Genomic DNA, 16,305 nt, shown 5'->3' with positions numbered 1-16,305 from the left:
CGACGACCTTCGGGTTATGAGCCCGACGAGCTACCAGGCTGCTCCACCCCGCGTCCGTGGAAGCGCACTATACTCCGCTAGCGAGATGATGCAACCTTTTTTCGACCAAATCGACATTTTTGTAAGAATTGGCTTATAAAACGCCACGTTGTGGTGTTTTTTTACACAAATCTGTGCCATCGATGAGATCGCGCATTTCAATAGCTCTGGCGCTTTGTTATCTTCAACACGCACTAAGGCTTCGCAGCAAAAGATGAGACACCATGAAAGGACGTTGGGCAAAATACGTAGCGACGGGGGCAATGCTGGCTATGCTCGCCGCCTGTTCCTCAAAACCGACCGACCGCGGTCAGCAATATAGCGATGGCAAGTTCACCCAGCCGTTTTCACTGGTAAACCAGCCGGATGCCGTCGGGGCGCCGATCAACGCCGGCGACTTCTCCGAGCAGATTAATCAAATTCGTAACGCCTCTCCGCGCCTCTATAACAGCCAGAGCAACGTCTATAACGCGCTGCAGGAGTGGCTGCGCGCCGGCGGCGACACCCGCACGCTGCGCCAGTTTGGCATCGACGCCTGGCAGATGCAGGGCGTCGACAACTATGGCAACGTCCAGTTTACCGGCTACTACACGCCGGTGGTGCAGGCGCGCCACACCCGTCAGGGCGAATTCCAGTACCCCATTTACCGGATGCCGCCGAAGCGCGGCAAGCTGCCGTCCCGCGCCAGCATTTATGCCGGCGCGCTGAGCGACAACTATGTGCTGGCGTACAGCAATTCGCTGATGGATAACTTCATCATGGACGTGCAGGGCAGCGGCTATATCGATTTTGGCGACGGTTCGCCGCTCAACTTCTTTAGCTATGCCGGGAAAAACGGCTGGCCCTATCGCAGCATCGGCAAAGTGCTGATCGACCGCGGGGAAGTGAAGAAAGAAGATATGTCGATGCAGGCGATCCGCGAGTGGGGTGAAAAGCACAGCGAAGCGGAAGTGCGCGAGCTGCTGGAGCAGAACCCGTCGTTCGTGTTCTTTAAACCACAGTCTTTCGCGCCGGTGAAAGGCGCCAGCGCCGTGCCGCTGATCGGCCGCGCCTCGGTGGCCTCCGACCGGTCGATTATTCCGCCGGGAACCACCTTGCTGGCCGAGGTACCTCTGCTGGATAATAACGGCAAGTTTAACGGCCAGTACGAACTGCGTCTGATGGTCGCCCTCGACGTTGGCGGGGCCATCAAAGGCCAGCATTTCGACATCTATCAGGGCATTGGGCCTGACGCTGGCCACCGTGCCGGCTGGTATAACCACTACGGCCGCGTATGGGTGCTGAAAAACGCGCCAGGCGCGGGAAATGTTTTTAGCGGCTAACACTCCTGGCCGTGCCTGTTGACCAGGGCGCCCGGATGACGCCGTTTGCGGCGGCCTCCGGGCGCTGTCATTTTGTTCTGAGGTTCTATGTCTGTTGTAATCAGCGATGCCTGGCGCCAGCGTTTTGGCGGTACGGCACGTTTATATGGTGAAAAAGCGCTGCAATGTTTTGCCGACGCCCACGTCTGCGTGGTCGGGATCGGCGGGGTCGGCTCGTGGGCGGCGGAAGCGCTGGCGCGGACCGGCATCGGGGCGATCACCCTTATCGATATGGACGATGTCTGCGTTACCAATACCAACCGCCAGATCCACGCCCTCAGCGGCAACGTCGGGCTGGCGAAAGCGGAGGTGATGGCGGAACGTATTCGCCTGATCAACCCGGAGTGTCGGGTGACGGTGGTGGATGATTTCGTAACCCCGGAAAACGTGGCTGAATACCTGGGTGCCGGCTTCAGCTATGTCATCGACGCCATCGATAGCGTCCGGCCAAAAGCGGCGCTTATCGCCTGGTGCCGCCGCTACAAAGTGCCGCTGGTCACCACCGGCGGGGCAGGCGGCCAGATTGACCCAACGCAGATCCAGGTCGCTGACCTGGCGAAGACCATCCAGGATCCGCTGGCGGCTAAACTGCGCGAGCGGCTGAAAAGCCAGTTTGGGGTGGTGAAAAACAGTAAAGGCAAGCTCGGCGTGGACTGCGTATTCTCTACGGAAGCGCTGGTCTACCCGCAGGCGGACGGCAGTGTCTGCGCGATGAAGAGCACGGCGGAAGGACCGAAGCGGATGGACTGCGCATCCGGGTTTGGCGCCGCGACGATGGTGACCGCGACCTTTGGTTTTGTCGCGGTGTCGCATGCCCTGAAGAAGATGCTGGCGAAAGCGCAGCGCGACGCTGCGGCTTCCGGGAAGTAGTTCGGCGGGTAAGCGAAAGCTTGAGATTAGCGCTCGCGGGCGGCGGCGAGCACCGCCTCGCTCAGGGCGCTGAGGCCCTGGCTGCGCGAGGCGCTGAGCTGGCCGCGCAGCCCCAGCTCGTCGAACAGCGCCAGCGGATCCTGCGCCAGGATCCCGGCGCGGGTTTTTCCTTCCACGGCGGTTAAAAGTACCGCCAGCAGACCGCGCACAATCCTTCCTTCGCTGTCGCCAAAGAAGTGCAGCCTGCCCTCGGCGTCCTCCTCATAGCCCAGCCAGACGCGGTTCTCACACCCGGCAATCTCATGGGCCTGCGCTTTGCGCTCATCGGTCAGCGTCGGCAGCTTTTTGCCCAATAAAATCAGCTGCCGATATTTATCCTCCCACTGGTTCAGCGGGGCGAAGGTCTGGCGCAGCGTGGCGTCGGTAATGGTCGTGCCGAAGGGGTGCAGGGTCGTCATTAATCCACCAAAATTTCCAGGGCGCGATCCACCGCGTGGACCAGCGCTGCAACATCGTCTTGGGTATTGTAGGGGGCGAAAGAGGCCCGCAGCGTGCCGCTGACTCCTAAAGCCGCCAGCAGCGGCTGGGCGCAGTGCTGCCCGGCGCGCAGGGCAATGCCGGACTCGGCCAGCAGCGTCACCAGATCGCTGTGATGAATACCGTCGAACTCAAAGGCGAGCAGGCTTGACTGCTGGCAGCGGAAAGAGCGGAAGCCCGGCCGTTTCGCCAGCGCCTCTTCCGCCAGGCTCGCCAGGCTGCGGCTCCAGTTTTCCGCCTGGCCGATATCGCTCTGCGCCAGCCACTCCAGCGCGGCGCTGAGGCCGATAACCCCGGCGACATTGGGCGTACCGGCCTCAAGGCCATAGGGCGCCGGCTGCGGCGTAAAGCCGTCAAAGCTGACTTCGGCGATCATCTTCCCGCCGCCGAGCCAGGGCGACATCGCCGCCAGCAGTTCGCTTTTGCCGTACAGGGCGCCGATCCCGGTCGGGCCATACAGCTTATGGCCGGAAAAGGCGTAAAAATCGATATCCAGCGCCTGCACGTCCGCGGGGAAATGTACCGCCCCCTGCGCGCCGTCGACCATCACCACCATCCCGGCGGCGTGAGCAAGGCGGATGGCCTGAGCCAGGTCCGGGCAGCCGCCGGTGACGTTGGACATCTGGCCGATGGCCAGCACCCGGCTGCGCGGGGTGATGAGCGCGCTGAGGCTGGCGATATCCGGCAGGCGGTCGGCGCCGAGCGGCAGCTTGACCACTCTGGCGCCGGTTTGCCCGGCCACCATCAGCCAGGGCACGAGGTTGGCATGATGCTCGGCTTCGCTAACGAGAATTTCATCGCCAGGCTGCAGGCGCGGCCGGACGTAGCTCTGCGCCACCATATTGATGGCCTCGGTGGTCCCCCGCGTCCAGACGATATCTTTGCCGGAGGGGGCGTTCAGCCACGCCGCCACGCGCTCGCGGGCCGCCTCATAGCGCTCGGTCAGCCGCTGGGCGGCGGCGAATTGACTGCGGTGGACGTTGCCGGCGCTCAGGCGATAAAACTGGTCGCTGGCGTCGATCACCGCCTGCGGTTTGAGCGCCGTCGCCGCGCTGTCGAGATAGACGCCGGCATCGGCCAGAGCCGGAAACTGCGCGCGAAAGTGCGCAGGGTTGAATGCGTTCATGGAATTCCTCGTATCAATACCGCGATCGTCGCGCAATTTGTCGGGCGTGACAAGGCCTCTGCGCTCTGTGGAATTGTCCGAATGTGACTCCACGTGGGTCAAAGAGGGTTATGCTGAAAAGTGTTGGGTTTGTGTTTTAACCTATTACTTAACGAGTCACGAATAGTATAAATAGCCGTAAGGAGAGAAAAATGAAAATGACTAAGGCCGCTGCGATTATCTCTGCCTGTATGCTGACTTTAGGCCTGAGCGCCTGTTCCTCTAACTATGTGATGCATACCAATGATGGGCGGACCATCGTTACCGACGGGAAACCGCAAACCGATAATGATACTGGCATGATCTCGTATAAGGACGCGTGGGGCAACAAACAGCAGATCAATCGCTCTGACGTGAAACAGCTGGGTGAGCTGGACGAGTAAGGCAGTAAAAAGGCAAAAAAAAGCACCGCGCGTTGCGGTGCTACATTAAATCACTATGGACAGACAGGGTAAATGTACAGGAAGTGAAAAGGGGTAGCCTTGCTACCGGGGTCTGCAAAGACAGACCAATTGCAAACACAACAACACAACATCACAACCGTAAGCCAAAAGCTTGATGGAACACGCATTCCAAAAAAAGCTTCTCGTTCCGGCTCAGGAAGTGCCGCCACTATAGGTATTTGCTGGTAGAACCTCAACGGACAATTTATAATGGCTCAGATAAAAAAAACTAATAGGTTAACCATTGTTTCCTATTTGTTAAATTGAGTTAACATCTAAGCCAGAATAACCATGTCGAAGCGATTACCTCCTCTGAATGCATTACGTGTTTTTGATGCAGCCGCACGCCATCTCAGCTTCACTCGGGCAGCCGATGAGCTTTTTGTGACGCAGGCCGCAGTCAGCCACCAAATCAAGTCTCTCGAGGATTTTCTGGGCCTTAAGCTGTTCCGTCGGCGCAATCGTTCGCTGCTGTTAACGGAAGAAGGGCAGAGCTATTTTCAGGATATTAAAGAGATTTTTTCGCAACTGACGGAAGCGACGCGTAAACTGCAGGCGCGCAGCGCCAAAGGGGCATTAACGGTCAGTTTATTGCCAAGTTTCGCCATCCAGTGGCTGGTGCCGAGACTGACAAGCTTTAACTCAGCTTATCCGGGAATCGACGTCAGGATCCAGGCGGTGGACCGTCAGGAGGATAAGCTGGCGGACGATGTCGATGTGGCGATTTTTTACGGTCGCGGCAACTGGCCGGGCCTGCGTGTGGAAAAACTGTACGCCGAATATCTGCTGCCGGTCTGTTCCCCGCTGCTGCTCACCGGCGATAAAGCATTGAAAACGCCTGCCGATCTGGCGCAACATACGCTGCTTCACGATGCGTCCCGCCGCGACTGGCAAACTTATACCCGCCAGCTTGGTCTAAGCCATATTAATGTGCAGCAGGGGCCGATTTTCAGCCACAGCGCGATGGTGCTGCAGGCGGCCATTCACGGGCAGGGCGTGGCGCTGGCCAACAATGTCATGGCGCAGTCCGAAATTGAAGCCGGTCGCCTGGTGTGCCCATTTAATGATGTTCTGGTCAGTAAGAATGCGTTTTACCTTGTTTGCCATGACAGTCAGGCAGAACTGGGTAAAATAGCCGCTTTCCGGCAGTGGATTCTGGCGAAAGCGGCAAGTGAACAAGAAAAATTCCGCTTTCGTTATGAACAATAATTACTTGTAGGGTAACAACATGACCAGCCGTTTTATGCTGATATTCGCCGCGATTAGCGGCTTTATCTTTGTGGCTCTGGGTGCCTTCGGCGCGCATGTCTTAAGTCAATCGCTCGGCGCGGCGGAGATGGCCTGGATCCATACCGGCCTGGAGTATCAGGCCTTCCATACCCTGGCGATTTTTGGTCTGGCGGTGGCGATGCAGCGTCGGATCAGTATCTGGTTCTACTGGAGCAGCGTGTTTCTGGCGTTAGGGACCGTGCTGTTCAGCGGCAGCCTCTACTGCCTGGCGCTCTCTCATTTACGCCTGTGGGCGTTCGTGACCCCGGTGGGCGGCGTGAGCTTCCTCGCCGGCTGGGTGTTAATGTTAATTGGTGCAATTCGTCTGAAACGTAAGGGCGTTGTTCATGAATAAGGTTGTCCTCTATTGTCGCCCTGGGTTTGAGAAAGAGTGCGCAGCAGAAATTACCGATAAGGCAGCCCGCCTCGAGGTGTTTGGTTTCGCCCGGGTCAAAGAAGACTCTGGCTATGTGATTTTTGAAGGCTATCAGCAGGATGATGGCGAGAAGCTGGTGCGCGATCTGCCGTTCAGCTCGCTGATCTTCGCCCGCCAGATGTTTGTGGTGGGCGAACTGCTGCGCGACCTGCCGCCGGAGGATCGCATTACGCCGATCGTCGGCATGCTGCAGGGCGTGGTGGAGAAGGGCGGCGATTTGCGCGTCGAGGTGGCGGACACCAACGAAAGCAAAGAGCTGATGAAGTTCTGCCGCAAGTTTACCGTGCCGCTGCGCGCGGCGCTGCGCGAAGCGGGCGTCCTGACCAGCTATGAAACGCCGAAGCGTCCGGTGGTGCATGTGTTCTTTATCGCCCCGGGCTGCTGCTATACCGGCTACTCGTACAGTAACAATAACTCGCCGTTCTATATGGGCATTCCGCGGCTGAAGTTTCCGTCCGACGCGCCGAGCCGCTCCACCCTCAAGCTGGAAGAGGCGTTCCACGTCTTTATTCCGGCGGACGAGTGGGATGAGCGCCTGGCGAACGGCATGTATGCCGTTGACCTCGGCGCCTGCCCGGGCGGCTGGACCTATCAGCTGGTGAAGCGCAACATGTGGGTCTCTTCGGTCGATAACGGCCCGATGGCCCAGAGCCTGATGGATACCGGCCAGGTGACCTGGCTGCGTGAAGACGGTTTCCGCTATCGTCCTAACCGCAACAACATCTCGTGGATGGTCTGCGATATGGTGGAAAAGCCAGCGAAAGTGGCGGCGCTGATGGCGCAGTGGCTGGTCAACGGCTGGTGCCGGGAGACCATCTTCAACCTCAAGCTGCCGATGAAAAAGCGCTATGAAGAGGTGTCGCAGAATCTGGCCTACATTCAGGCCCAACTGGACGAGCACGGCGTTAACGCCCAGATCCAGGCGCGTCAGCTGTATCACGATCGTGAAGAGGTGACCGTCCACGTGCGTCGCCTGTGGGCCGCCGTTGGCGGACGTCGCGACGAGCGTTAATCACTCACCTTGAGGCCAGAGACGCGCATGTCCTCTGGCCTTCGCCGCATGCTTAAGGCTGCGGCGCATCCGACACAATATGCGTCACCTCATCCAGATGACCAATCCTCGCTTCGCCGGAGCGGTTGAACTTGCTTTTGTCGATCAGCAGCAGCGACTGCGCCGCCCGCTTAAGCAGGATCGATTTGAAGTCGGCATTGAAGGCATTGGAGTCCCACAGCGCGCCCTGCGGGTCGATGCCTTCGCAGGAAAAAATAAACAGATCGATCTCCAGCGATTTCAGCTGGGAAATCAGCGCCGGGTTAACGTAGCAGCCATATTTCCGCTGCAGAGTACCGCCGGAGCAGGTGAGCATGATCTGGTCGCGTTTAGCCAGCTCCTGACAGATGGGCTGGCTGTTGGTAAAGACGTGCAGCGGGCGGTCCGGCAGCTGGCGGGCGAGATACCAGCAAGTGGAGCTGGCATCGAGGGCGATGACCATCCCTTCGTCAACCCAGGCCAGCGCTTCGCGGGCGATATCGGCTTTATGCGCGTAATGGCTTTTCAGCCGCATGTGAAAAGGGTCGCCGCTGTCCTGGCTGCGCTGGTGGATCACTTTAGCCCGGCCGTGGTTGCGCAGCACTTTGCCCTGCGCCTGCAGCTCGCTGAGATCGCGGCGAATGGTTTCCCTGCTGACGTTGAGCTGTTTTGACAACGTTTCGGTGGTCAGGCTGCTGTGGTTGATCAGGAGATCGACGATCGCCTGCTGGCGGGCCGCTTTCATTTATTCTCACCCCATCATTGATTGAGCGTCTGCATCAGGCAGACGCTCCGGCATGAGATTACGGCGTGACTCCTTTTTTTAAAAGGATATTTCCGTACTTAGCGCACTCTCCTGTGATAACGATCGCAAAGGCTTTTTGCGCCCGGTCGTAGAAGGCAAAGCGGTCAATCCGCACGATATCCGGGCAGGGGACCTGCGCCGAAAGCGCCTGCCGATAGCGCTGTTCCACCGTCGGGTCGAGCGCATCGCCTTCGACGGCGGCCATCATCACCAGCGGCGGCGCATAGCTGTCTAACTCGAACAACGGGATAATCGCCTGCAGCAGATCGCTGACCCGCAGGCCGTCGGCCCGAATCACCTGCGGACCCATGCTGTGCGCCGGGAAGTGGGCATCGGAAAAAATAATTTCATCCCCATGGCCCATTTCGGCCAGCACTTTCAGCAGTTCCGGCGATATCAGCGGGGAAATGGTTTTGAGCATCTCAGACTTCCTCTGTTAATTCAGGTTCAGTTTGCGGCCAAAAATAGCGGTAGCGGTACGCGACCTGCGCTCTGGCCTGTTCCGGGGAAGAGAACTCGCCCACGCCATACCAGCCAAACATCGCCGCGCCGGCCACCGTGGTTTCGGCATCGTCGAGAACTTTGATCGGTATTCCCAGCCGGTCAGCCTTGATCTGGTTCCACAGCGCGTTGCGGCTGCCGCCGCCGACCAGCAGCAGCTCTTGCGCCCGGAAGCGGCCGATGTTTTCCAGGGTTTGCAGATGCTTCGCCAGCTGGTCGCTTAACCCCTCCAGCGCGGCGCGGTAAAAATGGCCGCGGGTGGTGTTGAGCGTGACGCCCTGCCAGCCGGCGTGCTGGCTGGCGAGCAGGTCGCACTGCATTCTGACGCCCTGGGCGCCGGGCGGGATCGCCTGCGCTTCGTCAATCAGCGTTTGCCACGGCGTGTCAGTGTTCCACAGTAGCTTGCGCACCCACTCGAGCACGCCGGAGGCCAGCCACTGCATCCCCGGGTTATAGCGTCCCGGCTGGCTGTCCAGCTCGCAAGTGGAGCCGCTGTAGTCGCAGAGCAGCGAGGTGTCGACCTGCGCGCTGCGCACCATCAGGATCTCCCAGGTCCCTGAGGAGAGCACCGGCTCATCCTGCCCGGCGCCGGCGCCAAACAGGGCGAACTGGGTGTCGTGCCCGGCCGAGATAACCGGGACCCCGACGGGAAGGCCCAGCAGCGCAGCGGCCTCCGGCAGCAGGGCGCCGATCGGCTGGCCTGCTTCAACCAGCTGCGGGAACAGGCGGCGCGGCAGGCCCGTCGCCTGCAGGATCGGCGCGCTGAAATCGCGCTGTCGGAGATCGAGCATCTGGCTGGTGCCCGCCATGGTGAGGTCGGTGGTGAACTCCCCGGTCAGCCGATGGTTGATCAGCGACGAAATAAACAGCCAGGCATGGGCCTGCGTCAGCAGCTGCGGGTGGTTCTCTTTCAGCCAGATCAGCTTATACAGGGTGTTGAATGCAAAGGCGCCGACGCCGGCGATTTGCTGCAGCTGGCGCGCGGACATATACCGGCTGATGGTGTCCATTACCGCCGCGGTGCGCGGGCATTTCCAGCTGATTATCGGATACAGCAGCGCACCCTGCTCATCCACCAGCGCGCCATCGACGCCAAAGGTTGTGACGGTGATGCCGCGCACCGTGCAGGAGGCCAGCTGGTCATGGATCTGCCGACAGCAGTCGGCAAAGCGCTGCATAATGGCCTCCAGCGACCACTGGTGCCAGTCGCTTTTTTCCGCCGCAATGTCGCTGGCGTTCGCCGTTGCGGCGCGGGCGATAATGTTCCCCTGTCGGTCAACGGCCATCGCCCGCACGTTCGTGGCGCCGCAGTCGAGGACCAGGATTACGTCTTGCTTCATAGTGACTCCCGAAACAACATTGCCGAATGGCGCGGTGCTTATCCGGCCTACAAACAGCGCGCGTCTGTAGGCCCGGTAAGCCTGCGCCACCGGGCTAAACCCACCTGTTAACGCTTATACAGCGGCCCGTAGTTCTGGCAGGCGCGGTAGTCCTGGCCTTCGATGTCCATACCGTGCGCGGCCCAGGCGGAGGGGCGGTAGATTTTCGCCTCTTCCACGTTGTGCATGCAGACCGGAATACGCAGCATGGCGGCGAGGGTAATGAAATCCGCGCCGACATGGCCGATGGTCAGCACGCCGTGGTTGGCGCCCCAGTTAGCCATGACCGAGTACACATCGCTGAACGGGCCTTTGCCGGTCAGGCGCGGGGCAAACCAGGTGGTGGGCCAGGTGGAGTTGGTGCGGGCGTCGAGCTGGTCGTGCATCGCTTTGGGCAGCGCCACGCTCCAGCCTTCGGCGATTTGCAGTACCGGTCCCAGGCCTTTGATGATGTTCACCCGGGTCATGGTGAACGGCACGCCGCCTTCGGTCAGGAAGCGGGAAGAGAAGCCGCCGCCGCGGAAGTATTCATGGATCGCCGGGCACCATTCGGTGGCCGCGAGGCAGGCATCCGCCTCGTTCTGCTCAATCTCCCAGTGAGGTTTCATCGTTGGGTTGCCCTGCGCGTCGCGCTGCTGGCAGGAGCCGTCCAGCGCTGCGGAGCCGGAGTTAATCAGGTGAATGATGCCGTGCTCCGCCCGGCCGGTGAGCGGCTGCCCGGTGACGCGCTCTACGGCCTCCGGCGACCAGTAGGTGCGCACGTCGGCAAACACCTGGGCGGTGCCGGTGAGCTGATGGCCCATCAGCATGGCCACGCCGTTGAGGCTGTCGTTTTCGGTAGCGACGACAAACGGTTCGCGCACCCCGTTCCAGTCAAAGGAGCTATTGAGCAGCGCTTCGGCGGTATCGCCATTGGGGTATTGATCGGTCCAGTGACGCTGGCCCTGGAAGCCGGCGGCGATGGCGTTGTAGCCCAGCGACTCCTCCACCAGCCCTTTTTCCGCCAGCTTCGCGTTGCCCTGCATCATGTCGCGGATGCACATCGCCATCAGCAGGCTCTCTTTCAGCACCGCGCGGCTCTGCGCCTCATTGCGCTTATACTGCTCGGCGTTCTGATCTTCGCCGTAGCGGAAATGTTTATCCGCCCACGCCAGCGCCATCTCCAGCTCGGTTTCATCATAGATTTTCTGATCGATTCGCCGGCGCAGCTCCGTCATGTCGACAGCCTGAACCTTCATCCCGAGCCAGGATTCAAAGAAGTTGTGGTCGACGATGGAGCCGGCGATGCCCATTGAGACGCCGCCCAGCGACAGATAGCTTTTCCCTTTCATACTGGCGACCGCCAGGCCAGCGCGAGCGAAGCGCAACAGTTTTTCTTCGACATCCGCCGGGATCGAGGTGTCATCGGCATCCTGCACATCATGCCCGTAGATGGAGAACGCCGGGATCCCTTTCTGGCTGTGGGCCGCCAGCGCCGCGGCCAGATAGACCGCTCCCGGACGCTCGGTGCCGTTGAAGCCCCAGATGGCCTTCGGGCGCAGCGGATCCATATCGATGGTTTCGCTGCCGTAGCACCAACAGGGGGTGACGGTGATGGTGACGCCAACGTTCTGGCTGCTGAATTTCTCTTCACAGGCGGCCGACTCGGCCATGCCGGCGATGCAGGTATCGGCGATCACACACTCCACCCGGGCGCCGCAGGCATGGCGCAGCTTCTCACTGATAAGCGCGGCGGTGGCTTTCGCCATGTTCATGGTTTGCGCTTCCAGCGATTCGCGGACCCCCATGCGACGACCATCGATTACCGGGCGGATACCGATCTTCGGTAAGCTGATTTTTTTCATTACAGATCCCTCAGGTTATGCGGATAACAGGTTTAGTTCGTCGCCGCTTGCGAGCGGAAACGGGCAAAAATAAAGATGATGGCGAAGCACAGCGCCGGGACCAGTTCGGCGGTCGGGATATTGCCGGCGGCGTCGCTGACAAAGCCCATCACTGGGGTGACGATCCCGCCGCCGATGATGGTCATGACGATAAATGACGAGCCATATTTGGTGTCCTGGCCCAGGCGCTTAATCCCCAACGAGAAGATGGTCGGGTACTGAATGGACATAAAGGCGCTGCACAGGGTCAGGGCCAGCAGACCGACGTGGCCGCCGCTGAAGGCGGAGAGCAGACAGAGCAGCATGGCGATAAGCGCATAGACCGCCAGCACGTTATGCGGCGCGAAGCGGCGGATCAGCCAGGTGCCGGTGAAACGGCCAATAAAGAAACAGACCATGGTGCCGGTCAGGTAGTTGGCGGCGAAACCGGCCGTCATGCCCGGGATCTCTTCGACAGCGTAGCGAATCAGATAGCTCCAGCATGCGGTTTGCGCACCGACATAGCAGAACTGAGCCAGTACCGCCCAGCGCCAGTGGCGGATGCGCATCAGGCGCGACAGCGAGGCGAGAAACGTGCTCTGCGCGCTGTCGCTGTGGTCATCGCTTTGCAGCGACGGGAAACGGGTACAGACGATCAGCAGGGCGACCAGCAGCACGATGGCCACGATAATCATATAGGGGGTTTGTACCGACAGGACCAGGCTGTGCTTCCAGGCGCCGAGCTGCTCTGGCGTCATTTTATCCAGCACCTCCTGCGGCTGATGCGGGACGTTGGACAAAATAAGGCTCTGGCCAAATACCACGGCAATAATGGCGCCAAATGAGTTAAAGGTCTGGGCCAGATTCAGGCGGAAGTGACCGCCGCTTTCCGGACCGAGGACGGTGACAAATGGGTTGGCCGCAGTTTCCAGACAGCCAAGCCCGGCGGCGATAATAAATAACCCAATCAGGAATAAGGTGTAATTCATTACTTCGGCGGCAGGCCAGAACAGCGCGGCGCCGCAAGCATATAAAAACAGACCCGTAAGAATGCCGGCTTTATAGCTGAATTTTTTCATCAGCATCCCGGCGGGGATGGGAATAATAAAATAGCCAAAATAAAAAGCCGACTGGATTAATCCGGCCTGAAAATTAGTCAGGGTAAAGGCCTGTTGAAACTGCGGTAATAAAATATCATTGAGATTATTGGCCACGGCCCACAGAAAAAAGAGGGAGCACAGCAGAGCAAAAGGAATAATGTAGCTCTTACTTTGCCCGCTCTCCATGGCGCGGTAACTTTGCGTTGGTATCGTTGTGTTTCCCATAGCGTCCTCATCAGTTCAGAAGCATTTACAACAGCATTCAGGGCGCAGTCTGGTGCTGCAGCAGACCGCAAAATTAAGTGAGCTCAGGTGACGCGCCGGTGAGTGAAATGAAAGTCACGGCGGAACTCATGGCTTCATTTTCAAATAAAAACCGCCTGTTAATATGATGAGGGTCACACTTAACGCTCTGTGGACCATTTTATGTGATAATTGTCACTTTAATTTTTCAAAATGACTGACCGTTTGAGGAAATAAATTCACAAAACCACAACGCCAATGACCGATTGAATATATATCGTGGAAAACGGGCAAATGTTACAAAAAAATAAAATGCCCGCTTGAAGAAATATTTTTAAGAACGGGCATTTTCAACATCCGCTTAACCAGTCACATCCCTTTTTTTATGATGGAATAATTGACGTGGCTCACAAAATATGGCGATGGAAATTCCCCTGCGATTATTCAGGCTGAAGATGGATAACATTATTCAACCTATCCCACGGTCGCCAACAATAATTACGTTGCCCTGCCGTTGACGGATGATGAGTCGCTAAAAGAGGAAAACAATGGAAAGAAACAGACTGGCCCGGCAGATTATCGATACCTGCCTGGAAATGACCCGCCTGGGGTTAAATCAGGGGACCGCCGGCAATGTCAGCGTGCGCTATCAGGGGGGGATGCTGATCACGCCCACCGGCATCCCGTATGAAAAACTGACGGAAGACAAGATCGTCTTTATTGATGCCGACGGCCAGCATGAGCAGGGAAAACTGCCCTCCAGCGAATGGCGTTTCCATCAGGCGGCCTACCAGACGCGGCCCGATGCCCAGGCGGTAGTTCACAATCACGCAGTCCATTGTACGGCGGTGTCGATCCTCAACCGGCCAATTCCGGCCATCCACTATATGATCGCCGCCGCCGGCGGGAATTCGATCCCCTGCGCGCCCTATGCCACCTTCGGCACACGCGAACTGTCTGAGCATGTCGCGGTGGCGCTGAAGCACCGCAAAGCCACGTTGCTGCAGCATCATGGCCTGATCGCCTGCGAGGCCAGCCTGGAGAAAGCGCTCTGGCTGGCGCATGAAGTGGAAGTCTTGGCCCAGCTCTATCTCAGCACCCTGGCGATTACCGACCCGGTCCCCGTGCTGGATGACGAGGCGATCGCCATCGTGCTGGAGAAGTTTAAAACCTACGGATTACGCATTGAAGAGTGATGCCGCAACCCTAACAGGAGAGACGCGATGGCAAACCGAATGATCCTCAACGAAACGGCGTGGTTTGGCCGGGGGGCGATAAACGCATTAACCGATGAAGTGATGCGGCGCGGTTATCGCAAGGCATTGATTGTGACCGACAGGACCCTCGCGAAGTGCGGCGTGGCGGCAAAAGTCACTGACAAACTGGACGCCGCCGGGCTGGCATGGGACATGTTCAGCGACGTGATCCCGAACCCCACCATCGCCGTGGTTCAGCAGGGGTTGCAGGCCTTTCAGCGCAGCGGGGCGGATTACCTGATCGCCATCGGCGGCGGTTCGCCGCAGGATACCTGTAAGGCGATCGGTATTATTCAGCGTAACCCGGCGTTCGCCGATGTTCGCAGCCTGGAGGGGCTGTCGCCCACCCGTCAGCCCAGCGTGCCGATCTTCGCGGTGCCGACCACCGCGGGTACCGCGGCGGAGGTGACGATTAACTATGTCATCACCGATGAAGAACAGCGGCGCAAATTCGTCTGCGTCGACCCGCACGATATTCCGCAGGTGGCCTTTATCGATGCCGATATGATGGACGCCATGCCGCCGGCGCTGAAGGCGGCCACCGGCGTAGACGCCCTGACGCACGCTATCGAAGGGTACCTCACTCGCGGCGCCTGGGCATTGACCGATGCGCTGCACCTCAAGGCCATCGAGATCATCGCCGGCGCGCTACGCGGCTCGGTTGCCGGCGACGCCGGAGCGGGGGAAGCTATGGCGCTCGGCCAGTATGTGGCGGGAATGGGATTTTCCAACGTCGGGCTTGGCCTGGTGCACGGCATGGCGCATCCGCTCGGCGCTTTTTACAACACGCCGCACGGCGTGGCGAATGCCATCCTGCTGCCGCACGTGATGCGCTTTAATGCTGAGGCGACCGGGGAAAAATATCGCGATATCGCCAGGGCGATGGGCGTCAAAGGGGAAGCGTTAAGCCTGAGCGCCGCGCGTCTGGCGGCGGTGGAGGCGGTGTGCCAGCTAAACCGCGATGTCGGTATTCCCGGCCATCTGCGCGAGGTGGACGTCAGGAAAGAGGATATTCCGGCGCTGGCCCAGGCGGCGCTGGCGGATGTGTGTACCGGCGGCAACCCGCGCGAGGCGAGCCTGGCCGATATCGTCGAGTTATATCAGGCGGCCTGGTGAGGGGCCGGCCCGGGGGAAGCAGGCGGTGCCGCCGCGCCGGCACCACGCTCGGGTAGGGTCAGCGCGTCAGCCGCAGCTGCTGCAGATTGCCATCCAGCTGTAGGTCGGTCTGCAGGCGGGCCACTTCCCGGCAGGTGAAGGCCATCTCCTGATGCGCTGCCAGCTTTTTGCGCCACTTTTCCGGGACCTCTGCCAGGCGGGCATACAGCCCCTCCAGGTCCTGAAACTCGTTCAGCAGCTGGGCGGCGCTTTTCGGGCCAATGCCCGCCACGCCCGGCACCTTCGAGCTGCTGATCCCCGCCAGCCCCCAGTAATCCGCCAGCTGCTCCGGGGTGACGCCGAACTCACTGGCGATGAAGGGGGCGTCCAGCCAGCGCTTCTGAAAGTAGTCGCGGATGCGGATGGTGGGCGACAGCAGCTGGCAGTAGCCTTTGTCGGTGGAGACAATGGTGGCCTGATGGCCCGCCTGGGCCACCTTCACCGCCAGGGTGGCGGCGAGATCGTCCGCTTCGCTGCCCGGCGAGGCCCAGCAGCGGATCCCCCGCTGTTCGAAGGCGGCCCGCAGCGCCGGCATCTCGGCGACCAGCGTATCCGGCATCGGCGCGCGGCCGGCTTTGTACTCCGGCAGGCGCTGGTGGCGCCAGCCGTGGGCGCGATCCTCATCATCAAACACCGCCACCGCGTGGGTGGGCTGACTGTGGACAATCAGCTGCTCCAGCGCATGCAGGCAGGTATCGACGCAGGGCGAACCCTGCACCGCGTGGATGCGGCGGATCAGATTTAACGCGTCGACGATTAACAGATGAACAGCCACAGATACCCCCTTATTCTCAGCGTCTTTAGGGTAACATCGCCATCGGATCGAGGCTATCTGCGCCTGAACAATCAGGAAG

Annotated in this window: 16 protein-coding genes; 8 read left to right on the top strand and 8 right to left on the bottom strand. The window is 59.7% G+C overall.

From position 1 onward, the window contains the following. Positions 1-263 precede the first annotated feature (263 nt). On the top strand, positions 264-1,361 hold the full coding sequence (gene mltA / locus ABLU50_RS18220; RefSeq protein WP_087833237.1) for a murein transglycosylase A: 1,098 nt from the start codon (positions 264-266) through the stop codon (positions 1,359-1,361). A gap of 87 nt (positions 1,362-1,448) precedes the next feature. Beyond that, positions 1,449-2,270: a tRNA cyclic N6-threonylcarbamoyladenosine(37) synthase TcdA gene (gene tcdA / locus ABLU50_RS18215; RefSeq protein WP_043520792.1), complete on the top strand. Its 822-nt coding sequence runs from the start codon at positions 1,449-1,451 to the stop codon at positions 2,268-2,270. A 26-nt stretch (positions 2,271-2,296) separates the two neighbouring features. Here the strand turns inward: tcdA and csdE are convergent, their stop codons facing one another. Together csdE and csdA are read right to left on the bottom strand one after the other, a co-directional pair. Beyond that, positions 2,297-2,728, bottom strand: coding sequence for a cysteine desulfurase sulfur acceptor subunit CsdE (gene csdE / locus ABLU50_RS18210; RefSeq protein ID WP_043520790.1), 432 nt, complete (start codon positions 2,726-2,728; stop codon positions 2,297-2,299). Further along, positions 2,728-3,933 carry a cysteine desulfurase CsdA gene (csdA, locus tag ABLU50_RS18205; protein ID WP_004205516.1) on the bottom strand — a complete coding sequence of 402 codons (1,206 nt, stop codon included), beginning with the start codon at positions 3,931-3,933 and terminating at the stop codon, positions 2,728-2,730. Before csdA ends, csdE begins: the two co-directional genes overlap by 1 nt. 197 nt (positions 3,934-4,130) lie before the next feature. On the opposite strand from csdA, the gene ABLU50_RS18200 reads away from it, so the two are divergent. The 4 genes from ABLU50_RS18200 to rlmM all read left to right on the top strand — a co-directional run bounded on the left by ABLU50_RS18200 (position 4,131) and on the right by rlmM (position 7,132). Next, a complete protein-coding gene (locus ABLU50_RS18200; RefSeq protein ID WP_002915549.1) occupies positions 4,131-4,355 on the top strand; it encodes a YgdI/YgdR family lipoprotein in 225 nt (74 codons plus the stop codon). A 351-nt stretch (positions 4,356-4,706) separates the two neighbouring features. Then, a complete protein-coding gene (gene gcvA, locus ABLU50_RS18195) occupies positions 4,707-5,624 on the top strand; it encodes a glycine cleavage system transcriptional regulator GcvA (RefSeq protein WP_002915545.1) in 918 nt (305 codons plus the stop codon). A gap of 19 nt (positions 5,625-5,643) precedes the next feature. Continuing rightward, positions 5,644-6,039: a DUF423 domain-containing protein gene (locus ABLU50_RS18190; RefSeq protein ID WP_002915543.1), complete on the top strand. Its 396-nt coding sequence runs from the start codon at positions 5,644-5,646 to the stop codon at positions 6,037-6,039. After that, on the top strand, positions 6,032-7,132 hold the full coding sequence (gene rlmM / locus ABLU50_RS18185) for a 23S rRNA (cytidine(2498)-2'-O)-methyltransferase RlmM (protein ID WP_004205518.1): 1,101 nt from the start codon (positions 6,032-6,034) through the stop codon (positions 7,130-7,132). The genes ABLU50_RS18190 and rlmM overlap by 8 nt, the downstream gene beginning before the upstream one ends. A gap of 52 nt (positions 7,133-7,184) precedes the next feature. Here rlmM and fucR read toward each other — a convergent pair whose 3' ends face one another. From fucR to fucP, 5 genes are all read right to left on the bottom strand, one after another. Further along, positions 7,185-7,895 carry an L-fucose operon activator gene (gene fucR / locus ABLU50_RS18180; protein WP_087833238.1) on the bottom strand — a complete coding sequence of 237 codons (711 nt, stop codon included), beginning with the start codon at positions 7,893-7,895 and terminating at the stop codon, positions 7,185-7,187. Positions 7,896-7,953: 58 nt separating this feature from the next. After that, positions 7,954-8,376 (bottom strand): L-fucose mutarotase, encoded by a 423-nt coding sequence (fucU, locus tag ABLU50_RS18175; protein WP_004205520.1) that lies wholly within the window; start codon positions 8,374-8,376, stop codon positions 7,954-7,956. A gap of 1 nt (position 8,377) precedes the next feature. After that, on the bottom strand, positions 8,378-9,796 hold the full coding sequence (gene fucK, locus ABLU50_RS18170) for an L-fuculokinase (protein ID WP_106479229.1): 1,419 nt from the start codon (positions 9,794-9,796) through the stop codon (positions 8,378-8,380). A gap of 107 nt (positions 9,797-9,903) precedes the next feature. Beyond that, positions 9,904-11,679, bottom strand: coding sequence for an L-fucose isomerase (gene fucI, locus ABLU50_RS18165; RefSeq protein ID WP_087833240.1), 1,776 nt, complete (start codon positions 11,677-11,679; stop codon positions 9,904-9,906). Positions 11,680-11,711: 32 nt separating this feature from the next. Next, positions 11,712-13,022, bottom strand: a complete 1,311-nt coding sequence (gene fucP / locus ABLU50_RS18160) for an L-fucose:H+ symporter permease (protein WP_087833241.1) — start codon at positions 13,020-13,022, stop codon at positions 11,712-11,714. 566 nt (positions 13,023-13,588) lie between these two features. On the opposite strand from fucP, the gene fucA reads away from it, so the two are divergent. Further along, the gene (gene fucA / locus ABLU50_RS18155; protein ID WP_002915470.1) at positions 13,589-14,236 is read left to right on the top strand and encodes an L-fuculose-phosphate aldolase; all 648 of its coding nucleotides are present in this window, start codon (positions 13,589-13,591) and stop codon (positions 14,234-14,236) included. Between the two features lie 27 nt (positions 14,237-14,263). Next, complete coding sequence (gene fucO / locus ABLU50_RS18150) at positions 14,264-15,412, top strand: lactaldehyde reductase (protein ID WP_004205528.1); 1,149 nt, start codon at positions 14,264-14,266, stop codon at positions 15,410-15,412. A 58-nt stretch (positions 15,413-15,470) separates the two neighbouring features. On the opposite strand, the gene xni is transcribed toward fucO, so the two are convergent. Then, positions 15,471-16,226 (bottom strand): flap endonuclease Xni, encoded by a 756-nt coding sequence (xni, locus tag ABLU50_RS18145; protein WP_023319031.1) that lies wholly within the window; start codon positions 16,224-16,226, stop codon positions 15,471-15,473. Between the last annotated feature and the right edge of the window lie 79 nt (positions 16,227-16,305).

Source organism: Klebsiella sp. GG_Kp173 (genome assembly GCF_040062415.1).
Lineage (GTDB): Bacteria > Pseudomonadota > Gammaproteobacteria > Enterobacterales > Enterobacteriaceae > Klebsiella > Klebsiella quasipneumoniae.
The sequence above is the reverse complement of the archived record's forward strand: the minus strand, read 5'-3'. Positions and strand labels throughout refer to the sequence as shown.